The following is an 18,117-nucleotide window of genomic DNA, read 5'->3' on the forward strand; positions in this document are numbered from 1 at the left end:
TTGAAATTAATAAGTAGATTGGAGTTAGATTATGAAAATTTTAATAACAGGAGCAGCAGGCTTTATTGGATCTACCTTAACAAGAAAGCTATTAAACCAAAATCACACGATAATTGGTGTTGATAATCTAAATGATTATTATTCGGTTTCATTAAAAGAAGCTAGGTTAAATTTGTTAGAACATACTAATTTCACTTTTTACAAAACAAATTTAGAGGATAATAATGCAATAACAAAGATTTTTGAAAAAGAGCAACCTGATGTAGTGGTAAATTTAGCTGCACAAGCAGGGGTTCGCTATAGTTTAGAAAACCCACGTGCATATATTGACTCTAATGTAGTAGGATTTATAAATATTCTAGAAGCATGTCGTCATAATGCAATTAAACATTTAATTTATGCATCATCAAGCTCCGTATATGGAGCAAACACTTCATTACCATTTTCGGTTCATGATAATATTGATCACCCTTTAAGTTTATATGCGGCAACCAAAAAGGCTAATGAACTAATGGCTCATACATATAGCAGTCTCTACGATATTCCTACTACAGGGTTAAGATTCTTCACCGTGTATGGCCCTTGGGGTAGACCTGATATGGCATTATTTATGTTTACTAAAAATATAATCGAAGGCAAGCCAATTGATGTTTTTAATAATGGTGATATGATGAGGGATTTTACATTTGTGGATGATATTGTAGAATCGATTTCTCGACTAGTTGAAAAACCGGCACAACCTAATACAGAGTGGTCAGGAAAGACCCCTGATCCAGGAACAAGTTATGCACCATATAAAATATATAATATAGGAAATAACAATCCCGTTAATTTAATGGATTTTATAGAAGCGATTGAAGAAAAAACAGGAATGAAAGCTATTAAAAATTACATGCCTTTGCAAGCGGGTGATGTGCCTGCAACTTATGCAGATGTTGCTGATTTGTATAGAGATATTGATTTTCAGCCGCAAACAAATATTAAAGATGGTGTAGGAAAATTTGTTGACTGGTATGTTGACTATTATGGAGTGAAATTATAATGAATAGAAAAATTGGTGTTGTAGGATTAGGATATGTAGGATTGCCAGTAGCCGTAGCATTTGGAAAAGAACATAATATTATTGGATTTGATATAAATGAAAATCGAATTTCTACTTTAAAGCAAGGAACTGATTATACAAACGAAGTGACTGGAGAAGAGTTAAAAGAAGTTTCAATTGACTTTACCTCTGATGGATCAAAACTTAAAGAAGTTGATTTTATTATTGTTGCTGTACCAACACCTATTAACGAGCATAATCAGCCCGATTTGACTCCTCTTGTTAAAGCAGCAGAAACTGTAGGTAAAAACTTAGTTAACGGTACAATTGTGGTATTTGAATCCACTGTATACCCAGGAGCCACTGAAGAAGTATGTGTACCTGTACTTGAAAGATTCTCTGGCATGAAGTGCGGAGTTGATTTCTTCGTGGGTTATTCACCGGAGCGTATTAATCCGGGGGACAAGAAGCATACATTTACTACAATTACGAAAGTAGTTTCTGGCCAAACGCCTGAAGTTCTTGAAGTTGTAGCGGATACATATGCAAGTGTTGTAAAAGCTGGAGTTCATAAAGCGAGTTCGATTAAAGTGGCAGAAGCTGCAAAAGTAATTGAAAATACACAACGCGACGTAAATATTGCATTGATGAATGAATTGGCACTAATTTTTGATCGCTTGGACATCGATACCGCTGAAGTACTTGAAGCAGCTGGGACGAAATGGAATTTCTTAAATTTCTCGCCAGGTCTTGTGGGAGGACATTGCATCGGGGTGGATCCTTACTATTTAACACATAAAGCTCAAGCAGTTGGTTATCAGCCAGATGTTATTTTAGCAGGACGCCGGATCAACGATGATTTAGGAAAGTTCATTGCTAGAACATTGGTGAAAAAACTGATTAAAGCTGGTATTGGTGTTCAAGGAGCAATGGTAACTGTACTCGGTTTAACTTTTAAAGAAAACGTTCCGGATCTTCGAAATTCTAAAGTAATCGATGTCATACGTGAACTTCAAGAATATGATATTAAAGTACAGGTTACAGATGTAGAAGCAGAAGCAATAGAAGCAATGCGTGAATATGGAGTATCTTTATCTACAATAGCTGATCTTAAACCAGCTGATGCAGTTGTCTTTGCTGTACCACACCGTGAATATGTAGAAGGCAGCTGGAATGTAGTACAAAGCCTCTTGAAAGATAAAACTGGTATAGTTGTTGACGTGAAAAGCTGTTTAGATAAAGCATTGAAGCCAGATAACATCGAACTTTGGAGATTGTAAATGAAAGAATCACGACCTAAAATTCTTCAACTCTCTGCCATAGATGTAAGTATTGAAACTTTAATGGTGCCGCTAATTCAAAAATCTTCAAAAGAAGGTTACATAGTAAATTGTGTATGTAGAGATACAGGCAGATATGAATATTTAAATTCATTAGGATTTAATATGTTTAACTTGGATATACCTAGAACTGTTAGGCCTGTCAAAATTGCAAAAGCCATTTTTTCTATATTTAACCATTTGAAAAAAGAAAATTATGATATTGTACATGTTCATACTCCACTTGCTTCTGTTATTGCTAGAGTCGCAGCAAAGTTAGCTGGTCAAAAAAATGTAATATACACAGCTCACGGATATTATTTTCATGATGAAATGAAGAAACTTCCTTACGCTATCGTTTATACCATTGAAAAGTTCTCTGCAAAGTTTTTAACTGACTATCTATTACTTCAAAGTAAAGAGGATTATGAATTATCAGTACAAAAGAATTTCAAAAAAAGAAATAAAATTATTCATTTAAGTAACGGTGTAGATATCTGGAATACGTTTAATTCAAAGTTGTATTCAGCAAACGAGCTTTTAAATTTGAAAAAACAAACTAATTTAGAGTCCACTTTTGTATTTACTTTCGTCGGAAGACTTGTAAAAGAGAAAGGGATATTTGAACTTATTGAAGCTTTTAAAAGGATTTATGAAAAAAGATCTGATGCTAGACTTTTGTTGATAGGTGGATTTAATAAAAGCGAGAGAGATATTGAAAGCTTTAACAGATTACAAGGAGAGATAAAGCATCCCGGTATCATATACTTAGGATACCGAAAAGATATAGCTCAGTTGATGGGAATCAGTGATGTTTTTATTCTACCTTCGCATCGAGAAGGATTGCCACGTTCTATAATTGAAGCAATGGCATTGAACAAAGCTGTAATTGCCAGTAATATTAGAGGATGTAGAGAAGAGATAATTCATGGAGAAAATGGATATCTTTTTGAAAAAGGAAACTCCTTCAAACTTGAAATAATAATGGATAAAATGATTAGTAATCCTCAAGCTACTAAGAAAATGGGGGAAAAGGGTAGGGCTTTTGTAGAAAAGTATTTTGATGAAGAAAAAGTACTTTCAATTCAGATTGATTTATTTAATAAAATTTTAAAAGAGAAGAAATAATTTTTATTTCTTCTCTTTTTTTAAATTTATAATAGAAAGAATTGAGATAATGAATATATTAATTTCAGGGGAAAAAGGATACTTAGCAAATGAATTAAAAAATTATGGAATTAAAAACCGAAAACTTAACATTGAATTAGTTTCTGTTAGAAAGGGAGCAGAAAAAGTTAATTTTTTAGATAAGGATGTATTTATACATACATCTGCTATTGTACATAAAAAAGAGAAAGATTTTCTTTTAAAAGACTTTATAAAAATAAATAAAGATTTAACAGTACAGTTGGCTTTAAAAGCTAAAAAAGCAGGGGTGAAAAAATTTGTTTTCATTAGTACAATGGCAGTATATGGAGTCAGTGAAGGTTGTATAGATAAAAATACACCATTGAACCCTAATACTTATTATGGAATAAGTAAACTAGAAGCAGAAAAAGCGTTAAAAAAACTAGAGTCTAATAATTTTTCTATATCAATCATACGCCCGCCAATGATTTACGGAAAAGAAGCACCGGGTAATTTTCAACCTTTAAGAAGATTGTCAAAGACAGTTCCTATTTTTCCAAAAGTAGAAAATAAAAGAAGTATGATTTACATAGATAATTTGTGTGATTTTATTTTTCAAGTAATCAAAAACAATGATAAAGGAATTTACCATCCACAAGATTACCGCCAGATCAATACAAGTCAAATGGTAAAACAAATTGGTTTAGCAAACAAAAAGAAGATTTATTTAAGCTCGCTTTTAGGGAGAGTAATTAGAAAAGAAATTTGTAGAAATAATATGATTAAAAAAGTTTTTGGAGATTTATATTACTCTACTGAGTTATCTAATTATAGAAACAACACATATCAAAAAATATCTTTTAAAGATGCGATTACCTTAATCGAAGACAATTGAATAAAGTAATTTATAATTTAATCTATAATTCTTAAAATAAAATGCTAATAGAATGGAAGTGTCTTAAAGGGTGGATGGTAGTATGGATAATAATAAAAGATTTCAAGAACTCGATGCACTTAGAGGGTTAGCTGCACTCGCCGTAGTTCTCTTTCATTACACTACTAGATATGATGAGTTATATGGGCATGCTAAAATGAACTATTTGGATATAAGCCATGGTCATCTAGGAGTTAATTTATTTTTCATTATTAGTGGATTCGTTATCTTTATGACTATAACGAAAACTAAAGAAGCTAATATTTTTGCTAAGAAAAGAATAATAAGGTTATATCCAGCTTATATAGCTTCAGTAATTATTACGTTTATGACTGTCGCATTATTTGGATTACCAGGAAGAGAAGTTTCGCTAATTGATGCTCTGTGGAACTTAACAATGTTACAAAGTTTTATTCCTAATATAGAATTTGTCGATGGTGCTTATTGGAGTTTAGGTGTGGAAATCACTTTTTATATTTTAGTGGGAGTAGTTCTGTATTTTGGTCAAAAGAAAAAGATTGTATTATTATCTCTTATATGGCTCATTGGATCGGGAATAATAGAATCATTAAGTATACTTTTTCCACATCGCTTAACCAGTATTTTAGCTTCATATTCAATAACTGATTATACTCATTTATTTGTAGCGGGTATAATGTTTTATTTAGTTAAAGTAAGCGGACAAAAAAGACACTATCTTATCTTAGCACTTTGTTTAATTTATGATTATTTATTTATGGATATTTACTCTAATTTTTTTGTAACTTTATTCTTTTTTATTTTTTATTTGCTAATAAAAGAGAAAATGGTATTTATAAATATTCGACCTTTAGTTTTCTTAGGTACTATCTCGTATAGCTTTTATTTAGTACATCAAAATATTGGATATATTGTGATTAATGAAATGGAAGAACGGGGATTATTAAACGAAATATATTTAGTTGTACCAATTCTATTAACAATTGGAATTGCTACTTTACTAACTTATTACGTGGAGAAACCTATAGTGAAATATTTTAGTATTAGAATGAAAGATAAAAGGATAAAAAAAGAAAAGAAAATTAATATTGGTAGAAACCGCACTACTATATAAAAAATGACTCAGTTTATTCACGCCAAATGCATAACGAAAAAGTCTTGTATTGGAATTATAAACTGAGCCCTATTAAAAGGACAGTTTATAAATAATACCCTGCAGCTAGACTGTCATAAGATGACTTTGGAATTCCACGAGGCCACTGAAAAACTATATGAAAAGCACCGGATTTCTATTTTTAGAGATTCGGTGCTTTTCTGTTGTATACTGATTTTAAATTCAAGGAGGGATAACCATGATGCCAGACAGACCATCCATGAAACCCAGTCCTTATACAGCTCTTTATGATATTGTCATCCCCCAAGACCACATTTTCCGCCGCATCAATGAGCTTGTCGATTTTTCCTTAGTGACCCAGGAATTGGTGGAGAAGTACTGTTCTGACAATGGTCGGTTGGCCATCCACCCCATTCGTATGTTCAAATACCTTTTTTTGAAAAGCATGCATCCCCTTTCGGATGTGGATTTGATCGAACGTTCCAAGTACGACCTCTCCTACAAGTTTTTCCTGGATATGGCTCCAGAAGAAGCAGTGATCGACCCGAGTTCGTTAACCAAATTCCGTAAGCTTCGCCTACAAGATACCCATCTCTTAGACCTTCTCATTGAAAAGACCATAGCCATTGCGGTTGATCATGGCCTTATTGAGACGGGAACCATTATCGTCGATGCCACCCATACCCAATCCCGCTATAACCTAAAAAAACCGCAAGAGATCCTGCAGGATCAGTCTCGCAAGTTGCGTAAAAGCGTGTATGCAGTGAATGAGTCCCTTAAGGAACAGTTTCCGAATAAGAATATAAAGGATGATCTCGAAGCGGAATTGGATTACTGCAAGGAACTGATTTCCATAATTGAACGGGTCCCGGGCCTTTCTGCCAATCCCAAAATTGGGGAATCGCTTCGTTTGCTGGAAGAAACGGTGGCGGATGACATGGAACAGTTGCACTGTTCCACAGATCCAGATGCCCGAACGGGGCATAAATCTGCGGACACATCATTTTTCGGCTATAAAACCCATCTCGCTATGAGTTTGGAGCGACTCGTCACGGCGGCTATCGTGACGACTGGCGAAAAGAATGATGGGAAACTCCTTCAATCCCTCATTGAAAAAAGTTGTGCCGCTGGCGTCAATGTAAATACGGTCATTGGAGATACTGCGTATTCAGAAAAGGAGAATCTCCACTATGCGGAGAAGAACCACATCTGTCTCATCTCCAAGCTGAACCCCAATGTCACTTATGGCATACGAAATAAAGAAGATGAATTCCACTTCAATAAAGACGCTGGCATGTATGTCTGTAAAGCTGGCCATATGGCCAGCCGGAAAGCTCGAGAGGGAAAAAAGGGGGTCGGACCCAATCAAAGAGATTTCTATTTCTTCGACATTGAGCGCTGTAAACGTTGTCCGCTGAGAGAAGGCTGTTATAAGGAAGGGTCCAAAAGCAAGACCTATTCGGTGACCATTAAATCCACTGAACATACAAACCAGGCTGCCTTCCAAGAAAGTGAGTTCTTTAAGCAGATCGCGAAGGAACGATACAAAATCGAAGCCAAGAACAGTGAATTGAAGAATCGGCACGGATATCGAGTGACATCCGGAGTTGGGCTAAGCGGCATGGCAGTTCAAAGCGCCATGGCGATATTTACTGTGAATTTGAAACGAATTCTTCGGCTACTGGATGAGCGCAAGGAAACTGCAGTACAAGAATAGAATAAAAAGGAGACAGAAGGCAGTATAATCTGCCGTTCTGTCTCCTTTTTGTTGCTTCATTATTTTCAAGGGTGAGTTTTTCAGTGGCCTCGAATTCCACCGAAGTCATCTTATTTAAATCAGATTGCTTGTGCGTAGTATTATTGTTAATTCTGTTAATAATGTCCAAAAGTTGACGGATGTATAACCCTTGAAAAGATTGGAGAAAGGAAAAGACACCTTCTATAGTTTCAGCTATTACTAGTAGCTCGATGGACATCTTCCCCCAAAAATGATAATCGTCTCTCGGCATATAATAGAGGAATGCACCTCAGAAGATGTTTTTTATTTAGTGTGTAGAAGAGGCTTGGTGTTGGCTGTCGCTGCCAGTGATAAAATACCCAATAACGCCGTTTTAAATTTCCCGATTTATCAAGGAGCTTGTTGACAGTCCTTTAAAGTGAAATACTTTCGATTGCCTGGAATGCTTGATGAACTGGCACTTGAAAACTAGTAGCTGATGGGAGTTGGCGGCGTCTCATTAAAATATACACGAAATTAGACTTGATGATCCTGGATTAATGACTATTGACCAATCTTACATTGGATGAGGCACCAACCTTAATCGAAATCTCCGAATCCCATTGTAAAGCAGTCTCTATGATTAACTAATTTCAAACTGATCCCATGGATGGTATTTGAATTTGGAGAATCAAACGATAGTGGAAGCAATTCTAGACCGAATCATCTACTACTTCTTACTAGAATATGATTGATGTAGATATCTCAATGCGCGAGTGTTTTGAATCAGGACAAAGACAACAATAAAGTGCTTAAGGTACAGTAAGAAAGAGGAAAAGAAAACCCTGCAGACCAATAACTCTTGGTTTGCAGGGTTTTGTGTTTGTTTTGTTAATAACCTTGACAAATCGTGGTAAGGCGAGTGGTACTTGATGATAAATGACAAGGCAGACGTGATAAAGTTTTGTGGCCGCAATCATCTAATCTTATATGCGTTGAGATTTTTCGCTAAAACAATACAATGTCTTGTATTAACTAGTTCTGCTAGTTGACACATTCTTGAAAATTGCAAGACTCTGTATTTTTCTTGTGTAAAATTGGCTTATTTTCTTCGAGATTATTTTGAATTTTGATGATTGCTAGAACAATTATAATCCAGTTTATTTAATATAAATACTAAAACCGGAGGTATATTGTATTTGTTACCATTTATTCAATTTAAATAATTCACGTCTAGAAAAAGACTTAGAAGTTTGTGTACAGTAAATAAACGACAAAAGTTATATTTGTTTATAAAAGCTACCTTCTCTAAAGAAAAGAAGAAAATGATTAATTTTCAATTTGAAAAATCAGAATTAAATTAGTTATAAATAGTTCTTTATCACTGTTTTATGATTTATTTGACCTAAAATGTTATTTTTATGATATACATATAGGTAGAAGGGAGTGGTAAAGAATGAATATAATATGTTTTTTGGAAAAAATAATTGTATCAGTATTCATTTTTCTTCTTTTCTTGCTGGTTATATTTTCGAATGAAAGTTTTGCTGAAGAAGAAGTAAGTGTAACTACTTTTGGGGCAACTGGCACTGCGGAAATCGATGAAACCGATTTTATTCAAAAGGCTATAAATTTTCAAAGTGCAAGAGGTGGAGGAACGGTGCATATTCCTAAAGGAATATATTTAATTGATGCAATTAAATCTATAGTACTTAGAGATAATATTAATTTAGAGTTTGAGAAGGGAGCTATTTTGCAAGCTATACCTAACAATGAAGAAAGTTACGAAATAATAAGAATTCATAATGTGAAAAATGTTGGAATATTGGGTTCAGCAGAATTAGTAGGAGAGAGAGGAAAACATACAGGTACAACAGGTGAATGGGGATTTGGAGTAAGTATAAAAGGGTCAAATAATATCATGATTGAAAATATTAAGATTTCAGATTGTTGGGGTGATGGAATTTATATCGGTAGTACATCTCGTCAAAAATACAGTAAAAATATTAAAATATTAAACCCAATATTAAATAATAACCGTAGACAAGGTATTTCTATTATTTCTGCTATAAATCTTTATATTTATAATGCAGTAATTACAAATACAAATGGAACACCACCTCAAAGTGGTTTAGATATCGAGCCCAATTATAATACCGATCAGGTGAAAAATATAAATATTATAAATTTAGCGACGAAAAATAATATAGGATACGGTTTAATTATAGGTTTAGGGAAACTAAAAGGTAGTCCTGAGCCAGTAAGTATTTATATTGATAAAATTGGAAATATTAAAGATCGATACGCTGTAAAAGGAACTGAAGGGTTAAATGGAAATATAAAATTCGGTGGGTACTATTATTTAACAGATAAAGAAATAGTGTCAAAGCCAATTGTTAAAGAAATAACTAATAATGCAACCCAAGTGAAGGGAAAAGCATCTACTGGATTGACCATTTCAGCTAGAACAGTAGGAAAGATAATTGGAACAGCTAAAGTGAATGGAGCAGGGGAATTTGCGGTTCCAATTGTAAAACAAAAAGCCGGCACACAGATAGAAATATTTGCTTCTGATAAATTTGGTAATAAAAGCACATCCGTTATATCACAAGTCAAAGTTGCTAAGTATTCGGATTTCACCTCAAGCCATTGGGCTTATCTTGAAGTAAACTTTTTATCAGATAAAAAGATTCTAACAGGAATTCCAGATGGAAGGTTTCTGCCTGAAAAAAATGCAACTCGTGCAGAAGCGGCTAAGATGCTTGCCGTTGCTTTAAACCTTCAAACCCCAAAGGCGAATACCATTTATAAAGATGTTTCTTCTTCACACTGGGCGAGAGATTATATTGTAGCTGCTTCAAAATCTGGTTTGTTTAATGGTTATCCTGATGGGTCGTTTAAACCGGAACAAGTATTGACTAGAGCTGAAATGTCCAAACTTTTGGTGAAGGCCTACAATCTTGTAGGAGAATCAAGCACAGGATTTTCTGATGTTTCGAATTCATGGGCAAAGTCACATATTTTAACTCTTGTTAAAAATGGCATTACGACCGGTTTCCCTGACGACACTTTTAAGCCTAATATAGCCACTACTCGAGCCCAGTTCTCAGCGTTTTTAGCTCGTTCTATGGACATGAAGTTTCGTGAAAATTGAGTTCTCAATGAAGTCAACCGATTCTGAAGGTGATCTTTGTGTTTTCAATTGCAAGTTAAGTATTCATAATTGTGCAATACACAGGGACGAGATTTGAACTGCTGGAAGAGCACATTGCTACAACTTGAGTTCTTCTAGTGCAGGTGGAACAATCAGCTGCTCAACAATATCGGCATTCTTCCATAGACAAAACAAGAACTTAAGTGGCAAGAACCCTGAACAAAATCGCTTGCTATTTGCGGATTTGTTCAGGGTTCTTGCCATTTGAGCTTCTATAGTCGTACCGGTTTGGCTTCTGGCTGTTTCGAAAAACAGTAACAATATTGCGAAAATTTATTCCCAGTTGGGCTGTACAGTATGTTAGAGTAAGGAAATACTAAAACAAGAAGGTGACACCTATGGCTAGAAGCAACATCGAAGAGTTGGAAAGGAAAGCAACGTTGTCGAAAGTATCGGTTGAAGAGATTATGGTGGCGAATCAGGCGCTCAAAGACGTCGTGATCAAAACGCCGCTGCAGCGAAATGACATTCTTTCTGCCAGGTACGGCTGCAACGTGTATTTAAAACGGGAAGATTTACAAGTGGTGCGCTCATTCAAACTGCGTGGCGCTTATAACTTCATCCGCAGCCTGACCTTAGAAGAACGCAACAAAGGAATCGTTTGTGCCAGCGCCGGCAATCATGCCCAAGGCGTGGCGTATTCCTGCTTTGCGCTGGGAATCGAAGGCAAGATTTTCATGCCGCTGACAACGCCCAGCCAAAAAGTATCGCAAGTCAAACGCTTCGGCGGCGATCAAGTCTCCGTCGTCCTCACAGGGGACACATTTGACGATGCCTATACAGCGGCGATGGAATACTGTACGGCCGAAGAAGGGGTGTTTGTCCATCCGTTTGACAACAGACGGGTAATCGCCGGCCAAGGCACCGTTGCAGTGGAGATCCTGAACGACATGCAGGAGCCTGTCGACTATGCGTTTTGTGCCATCGGCGGGGGCGGATTGGCGTCAGGCATCGGAACCTATTTAAAAGGGATCAGCCCGTCGACGAAACTGATTGGCGTAGAGCCGGCGGGAGCTGCCAGTATGAAGGCGTCGCTGGACAATGGCAAAGTGACCCGTCTCGATTCGATTGATACCTTTGTTGATGGCGCAGCTGTTAAACAGGTCGGCGAATTGCCGGTGGCGATTTGCAGCGGCGTTTTAGATGATATCGCACTTGTACCCGAAGGCAAAGTCTGCACAACCATTCTGCAGCTGTATAACGAAAATGCGATTGTAGCGGAACCGGCGGGTGCTTTGTCGGTGGCAGCGCTGGATTTCTATAAGGAAGAAATCAAAGGGAAAAATGTGGTATGCGTCATCAGTGGCGGCAACAATGATATTGAACGGATGCAGGAGATTAAAGAAAAATCGCTTATTTATGAAGGGCTGAAGCATTACTTCATCGTCACCTTTCCTCAGCGTGCCGGTGCGCTGCGTAAGTTCATGGACCAGGTTTTGGGGGAGCAGGACGACATCACGCATTTTCAATACACCAAACGGACCAACCGCGAGGCAGGCCCTGTCATCGTGGGAATTGAGCTGAAATGCCGGGAAGACTACGGACCGCTTGTGAAAAGGATGGATGAAAACGGATTTCCCTATAAAGAGATCAATAATGACCCGATGTTATTCAACCTACTGATTTAAATCACATTCTTCAGTAAGGTTCGATTGAATTTATTCAGTGAAAATGAATAGCAAAAAAAAACGCCTTCATTGAAATCGTGGGATTTCGAAGGCGTTTTTTGTATTTTACCGCAGACAGCTGAATGTATGATGAGGAGAAGATAAGCGACAACCTACACACTCGCTGACGGTAATGTAAAAAAATGCTTCTTTCGGATAATATATTTAACAAAGACTATAGTCATGGATATAAATAACTGCTAGAATAAATTGGCTAACAATATTTGGATGAATACGCGCTCACACCATCCGCGTGCTCGACAACTAATACCAAAGAAAACAAACGAAGAATCGGAGGGATTTAAGATGAAAAAAATCAGTTTTGCCATTATGTCATTCATGCTGGCGCTGAGCTTTACAATTGGCTCGGCCCCTGCACCAGCAGACGCTGCAGCGAAGACGTATAAAAACTGCACGGAGATCAACAAAGTCTATAAAGGCGGCATTGCCCGCACTTCGAAAGTGAAAAATAAAGGCGGCAAAACCAAATACAAGCCGTTTGTGTCAAAAGCTTTATACGATGCCAACAAAAAGAGCGATCGCGATAAAGATTTGATCGCTTGCGAAAGATAAAGTTTTATTGCGGCCTTGTGCCAAAGAATAGGGAGCTGATAGGCAGCAAATGCTTGAAAAACAGCCGGTGCCCTGAATCGCGACCCTGTGTAAAACACAATTTAACGTATTCTATTTGAAATCAGTATAAAAAAGACCGCCTTCATTGAAATCAAAGGATTTCGAAGGCGGTCTTTGTGTTTGAATGCATGAGCTAACGATTCATCATTGCGCTGGACACAGGGACGGGACTGGAAATCGATAGCGGTTGACGCAATAAGTAGGCCAGTCGAGTGAAATAATGGAAACCCATTCTAGTTCCTCAATACTTCATTTTCAAAGTGAAGAGAGTTTTTTAGCCAGCTGGTTTTATCAGGCGGAAAAGGAATTCAACTCTTGTCCGAATCACATAGCTTGCAAAATGTTCGCAACCGTTTTATATTGTATGAGGAGTCAATGGTTGAGGTATCAAGTATTGATGCGTCACACAATAAAAGTTGGAAAAAGGAGCAAGCATTTATGCAAACATATGTAAAAACGAAAATAAATGATTTCAATGAAATCGTCAACAACCGCCGTTCGATCAAACATTACGACCCTACGGTGAAAATCAGCCGGGAAGAGATGAGCGAAATCATCGCGCAAGCAACGACGGCGCCGTCATCGATTAATATGCAGCCTTGGCGTTTTGTCGTAATCGACAGCGAACAAGGAAAACAGACACTTGCGCCGCTCGCTTCGTTTAATTTGGACAAAGTGATGAGTTCTTCGGCAGTTATCGCTGTTTTTGGGGACCGCCAAAACATTGAATATGCGGAAGAAATTTACGGCAAAGCGGTGGAACTGGGCTATATGCCGGAAGAAGTCAAAGACATGCAGTTGGGCATGTTCAAACCGCTCTATGAAAATGCATCCGACGAAGCGATGAAAGATATCATCATGCTGGATGCGGGCTTGGTGTCGATGCAATTGATGTTGGTCGCGCGAGCTCACGGTTACGATACAAACCCGATCGGCGGTTACGACAAAGAGCAAATCGCAGAAGCATTCGGCTTGGATAAAGCACGTTATTTGCCGGTCATGCTGATCACAATCGGCAAAGCCGCGAACGAAGGTTTCCCGTCGTACCGCTTGCCGGTCGACACGATTACGGAATGGAAATAAGTTGAGTGCTGGAAGATGATGTTTTATGAGAAGAATGCGCAGTGAACTGGCTGCCAATTGATCTCGTAAAGGATGGAGGGGGTCAATTTATGCAATGTTCATTTTCAAAACAGGAGCAGATCCTGCACTTGTTCAAAGGACTCAATAACCAAATCAGCCCGAAATTCGAACGCTGTACCGGCATCAGTGCGTCGCGCTATGAATTGCTGCATCAGCTTTATCAAACAGACGAAATCAACCAATCGACGCTGCAAAAAGCGGTCAATATCGACGGTGCCGCAATTACCCGGCACCTCAAGCAGCTTGAAGCGGACGGCATGGTGGCGAGACGCCGAAACCCGGCCGATAACCGAGTCATTTTTGTCAGCCTGACAGAAGAAGGGCGCGAAAAAATCATCGGCTACCGAAAAGAAAATGCCGGCTTTGTGCAGCAGATGCTCCAGGATTTCACGCCAGAAGAAGTGGAAGCCCTGGCCGGCATGTTGAGCCGCATGCAGCATAATATCATTGAATATTGATCTTTTTACCAAATACACTCGAAAAGGATGAATCCCATTGTTAATTATTCACGCACATTTGCAAGTAAAACCCGACCAAGAACAGGCATTCCTCGAAGCAAGCAAGCCGTTGATCCAAGCATCACGAGCGGAAGCGGGCAACCTTTCCTACGACTTGAAGAAATCGACTGACCAAGACCACCATTATACAATGGTAGAAACGTGGCAAGACGCCGCGTCAATTGAAGCACATAACACAAGTACCCATTTCACTGCATTTGTTGGACAAGCACAAGCCTTCATGGCGGCACCGATGGATGTTACCGTCTATGCCGGAGAACGTGTGCAAAAATAACGCTCGAAAATCGCTCTAGCTGTAAAATACACAATTAAGCTTATTCAGTTACTGTGAATGCCCAAAAGGCCGCTTTCAATGAAATCAAACGATTTCGAAGGCGGTCTTTGTTTTTTCCTGCGAAGGGCCTGCTTAGTGTATACATCGCACTTGTCGCTGGGTGGCCAGCCCAACGTTTTGGCAACAATTATCCGCCTGTCCTCGTCATGCATTGGTATAATGGATGCATTTCGCTCCGGCGAAATGCGAAAGTGATTGAGAAGGAGCCCAACGAAGCCGGCAGCTGCGTTGGGCTTTTCCATTTCCGCTTTTGAACTAGGATTGCGGGGAGAAGCTCTGCAGCTAGTGCCGGTAAAATTCGGAATAGTTCATGTTAAGAGCTGGTTAGATCATGTTGAATCTCTCGCGCGTCATGTTAACGGAAGGCTAAGTCATGTTAACTGCGATTTAGTTCATGTTAACGAGAGAAGCCACCGTAACAAACCAACAGATGGATGCATTTCGCCCCTTCGAAATGCGAAAGTGCTTGAGAAGGAGCTAATCGATGGAAATGGCAAGAAGTGAACGAAGCTCTATCGCGAAATAATACTTCTTCTGAAAAGCGCAAACCCTTTTATCAGTCTCGGTTCAATTTATCTCTCCAGTTTGAATTTGGGAGCTTGGATTGAATAAAAAACCTTAAATTTTATACTACTATTTCTATTTTTTGCTGATTTTTTAAGGAATTCCTAGATTCCCGTTTAAAGCTATTCTTGCAAGGGGAATTATTTCATATAGTGAAATATTATAGGGGGAAAGAAATTGGAACGTTTTTTACAAGGAGTCGCTGATTTTTCGGCCTGGTTATGGGGCATTCCGCTCATCACCATGCTGTTGCTATCAGGTCTTTATATGACATTTAAACTTGGATTTTTTCAATTCCGTTATTTCGGCTACATTGTCGGCCAAACGTTCGGCAGCGTGTTCAAAAAGCCGAAAGGCGAAGGGACGGTCACACCGTTTCAAGCGCTGACGTCCGCATTGTCTTCAACAATCGGAGCAGCCAATATTGTCGGTGTGCCGGCAGCAATCATGTTCGGCGGGCCTGGAGCGGTTTTCTGGATGTGGGTCATTGCATTGATTGGCATGGCGCTCAAATTTGCTGAAAGCGTCCTCGCTGTCGAGTACCGCGAGAAAAACGGCAAAGGGGAGTTTGTCGGCGGGCCGATGTACTACATGACAAAAGGCTTGAACATGAAATGGCTGGGCGTCTGGTTTTCATTCGCGTTGATGATCGAATTGATCCCGAGCATCATGGTGCAGGGGAATTCCATCGCCCGCACGGTTGAAACAACGTTCAATATTCCTGCGTTATGGACGGGCATCGCAACCGCCGTTCTGATATCAGTCGTCGTATTCGGCGGCATTCAGCGCATCGGCAAGGTGACGGAGATTTTTGTACCGTTTATGGCCTTGTTTTATGTCGGTGGGGCAGTGGTAATTCTGGCGATGAACGTCAGCGCAGTGCCGGAATTCTTTATGCTGATCTTCAGCAATGCATTCTCGCCTGCGCCAGTTGTGGGCGGTTTTGCCGGTGCAGCCATTGTGGAAGTGATCCGGTGGGGCTTTGCCCGCGGCCTTTATTCAAATGAGGCGGGGCTCGGAACCGCGCCGATTGCCCACGCAGCTGCCATGACAGACCATCCCGTCAGACAAGGGTTTTGGGCAGTCATTGGCGTCGTCGTCGATACCTTGATCGTTTGTACCGCGACCGCATTTGTGGTGTTGTCATCAGGTGTTTGGACAGGAGAAGGCGCAATGGAAAATTCTTCTGCGTTGACGAGCTTGGCATTTGAATCCTATTTCGGTGAATTCGGCGCGATTCTTGTCACCATCGCATTGATATTCTTTGTGCTATCAACGATTCTTGTCGTTGTATTCTACGGTGCAAAGCAAGCGGAGTTCCTGTTCGGCACGAAAGCTTCCTACGGCATGCAAGTGGTTTACATATTTGCCGTCATCTTCGGAGCGGTAGGCGCAGCAGAAGTAATCTGGGGCTTCCTCGACATCATGTTGGCGGCCATACTCATACCGAACGTCCTTGCCATCTTATTGCTAAGTAATAAAGTGAAAGCATTGACGACCGAGTTTTTTACGTCGGATGAGTATTACTTGAAAGACCAAAAAGAGAAAAGAGCAAAGAAAAAGAGAAAAGCAGCTAGAGAGAGTTATGAGTCTTAATATCGCGATCCTTTTCAATTAAAATGAAAGTCTAAAAGACCGCTTTTGAAATCATGGGATTTCAAAAGCGGTCTTTGTGTTTTCATGCGGCTAGCTAATTATTCATAATTGCGCCGTACAAAGAAATGGAGTAGGGAATTTTGGGCCAGATTTTCTAAAAACGGATATTTTCGCCGTTCTGCTGATAGACCAGGATTAGATGCATTTTGTCAGATTGGTCATCTTATAAGCCTCACTAATCCGTAAGAAGTGGAACATTTCATAGGCTTTATCTATCCAGGAATTTAGGCTCATGCATCTTGCGGAATGTATTTTATACGTGTCTCATACCGTTATGTCACGCTATAATAAACTAATCGTTAAAAGGGGGATTTTTGTGATTATTTTTCAGAGCAGCTTATGGCAAACGAACTCGACTTTAATAGAAGGAAGAGAGGAATGTTTTCTCTTTGATCCAACCTACTTTCCTCATGAAATAGCGCAAATCAAAAAATCGCTTCCAGACAAAAAATTAACCGTGATTTACACGCATGCCGATTGGGATCACATTGCCGGATTTTCCGAGTTTTCATATGGACATACGATTGGCCATCATAAGATTCGTGAACGTAAAGATCCTATGGAGAAAGTACGGTCTTTTGATCTTCAATGGTATGTTGCACGCGACAAGGAACTTGGCAAGCTCAGAATCGATGAGGAAATCGTTGAAGAAACCACTAAATCCACCTCAGATGATACGCTTTATTTTTTGCCGATACCGGGCCATACTGACGATATGATGGCGACCTTTTTTCTGGAACGCAAACTGGTTGTTGCGGGGGACGTCTTATCCAATCTGGAATTCCCGTTTATCTTTTATTCAAGCAAGAAGTACATAGAGAGTTTGGAGCGGATGAAAAAGAAAATAATCGAGCATAATATTCACACCTTGATCCCTGGACATGGCGATCCTATTTTCGATTCTCAACCCGAAATTCTCAAACGAATCGAAGACGATTTGGATTACCTTCATCAATTGAGTGCTGGCAATAAAGAGGCTCTTTACCGGCAGCAGCCAATTCCGCCACACCTCATTCCACGGCATGAAGCAAATATAGATTTTATTGCAACAGAAATAGAATAAGTGGTGAAAATTGTGGCTTGATAGGCAGAGTGTTTTTTGTGATTGCGCATAGCTGTGATTGAACATTTCATTAAAGCAGAGGAGCTGTATCA

Annotated in this window: 14 protein-coding genes; all 14 read left to right on the top strand. The window is 39.0% G+C overall.

All coding sequences use genetic code 11. From position 1 onward, the window contains the following. Window positions 1-31: 31 nt before the first annotated feature. The 14 genes from EGV91_RS06040 (at window position 32) to EGV91_RS06105 (ending at window position 18,025) form a co-directional block, all read left to right on the top strand. Window positions 32-1,042, top strand: coding sequence for an NAD-dependent epimerase (locus tag EGV91_RS06040; protein WP_135501675.1), 1,011 nt, complete (start codon window positions 32-34; stop codon window positions 1,040-1,042). After that, window positions 1,042-2,322 (top strand): nucleotide sugar dehydrogenase, encoded by a 1,281-nt coding sequence (locus EGV91_RS06045; protein ID WP_135501677.1) that lies wholly within the window; start codon window positions 1,042-1,044, stop codon window positions 2,320-2,322. Before EGV91_RS06040 ends, EGV91_RS06045 begins: the two co-directional genes overlap by 1 nt. Next, complete coding sequence (locus EGV91_RS06050; protein WP_135501679.1) at window positions 2,323-3,489, top strand: glycosyltransferase family 4 protein; 1,167 nt, start codon at window positions 2,323-2,325, stop codon at window positions 3,487-3,489. Window positions 3,490-3,538: 49 nt separating this feature from the next. Continuing rightward, complete coding sequence (locus EGV91_RS06055) at window positions 3,539-4,384, top strand: NAD-dependent epimerase/dehydratase family protein (protein WP_135501681.1); 846 nt, start codon at window positions 3,539-3,541, stop codon at window positions 4,382-4,384. 82 nt (window positions 4,385-4,466) lie between these two features. Beyond that, the gene (locus tag EGV91_RS06060; RefSeq protein WP_135501683.1) at window positions 4,467-5,516 is read left to right on the top strand and encodes an acyltransferase family protein; all 1,050 of its coding nucleotides are present in this window, start codon (window positions 4,467-4,469) and stop codon (window positions 5,514-5,516) included. 238 nt (window positions 5,517-5,754) lie between these two features. Then, the gene (locus EGV91_RS06065; RefSeq protein ID WP_135501685.1) at window positions 5,755-7,233 is read left to right on the top strand and encodes an IS1182 family transposase; all 1,479 of its coding nucleotides are present in this window, start codon (window positions 5,755-5,757) and stop codon (window positions 7,231-7,233) included. Window positions 7,234-8,689: 1,456 nt separating this feature from the next. After that, window positions 8,690-10,387, top strand: coding sequence for an S-layer homology domain-containing protein (locus EGV91_RS06070; RefSeq protein WP_135501687.1), 1,698 nt, complete (start codon window positions 8,690-8,692; stop codon window positions 10,385-10,387). 398 nt (window positions 10,388-10,785) lie between these two features. Next, window positions 10,786-12,075 (top strand): threonine ammonia-lyase IlvA, encoded by a 1,290-nt coding sequence (gene ilvA, locus EGV91_RS06075; protein WP_135501689.1) that lies wholly within the window; start codon window positions 10,786-10,788, stop codon window positions 12,073-12,075. A gap of 345 nt (window positions 12,076-12,420) precedes the next feature. After that, window positions 12,421-12,687 (top strand): excalibur calcium-binding domain-containing protein, encoded by a 267-nt coding sequence (locus EGV91_RS06080; RefSeq protein WP_135501691.1) that lies wholly within the window; start codon window positions 12,421-12,423, stop codon window positions 12,685-12,687. A gap of 498 nt (window positions 12,688-13,185) precedes the next feature. Next, window positions 13,186-13,830 carry a nitroreductase family protein gene (locus EGV91_RS06085; RefSeq protein ID WP_135501693.1) on the top strand — a complete coding sequence of 215 codons (645 nt, stop codon included), beginning with the start codon at window positions 13,186-13,188 and terminating at the stop codon, window positions 13,828-13,830. Between the two features lie 89 nt (window positions 13,831-13,919). After that, complete coding sequence (locus tag EGV91_RS06090; RefSeq protein WP_135501695.1) at window positions 13,920-14,348, top strand: MarR family winged helix-turn-helix transcriptional regulator; 429 nt, start codon at window positions 13,920-13,922, stop codon at window positions 14,346-14,348. Window positions 14,349-14,385: 37 nt separating this feature from the next. Further along, window positions 14,386-14,682, top strand: a complete 297-nt coding sequence (locus tag EGV91_RS06095; RefSeq protein ID WP_135501697.1) for a putative quinol monooxygenase — start codon at window positions 14,386-14,388, stop codon at window positions 14,680-14,682. A gap of 801 nt (window positions 14,683-15,483) precedes the next feature. Continuing rightward, window positions 15,484-16,902 carry an alanine/glycine:cation symporter family protein gene (locus tag EGV91_RS06100; protein ID WP_135501700.1) on the top strand — a complete coding sequence of 473 codons (1,419 nt, stop codon included), beginning with the start codon at window positions 15,484-15,486 and terminating at the stop codon, window positions 16,900-16,902. A gap of 376 nt (window positions 16,903-17,278) precedes the next feature. Next, window positions 17,279-18,025, top strand: a complete 747-nt coding sequence (locus EGV91_RS06105; protein WP_158290577.1) for an MBL fold metallo-hydrolase — start codon at window positions 17,279-17,281, stop codon at window positions 18,023-18,025. Window positions 18,026-18,117: the final 92 nt, after the last annotated feature.

The organism is Planococcus koreensis (genome assembly GCF_004761975.1).
GTDB lineage: Bacteria > Bacillota > Bacilli > Bacillales_A > Planococcaceae > Planococcus > Planococcus koreensis.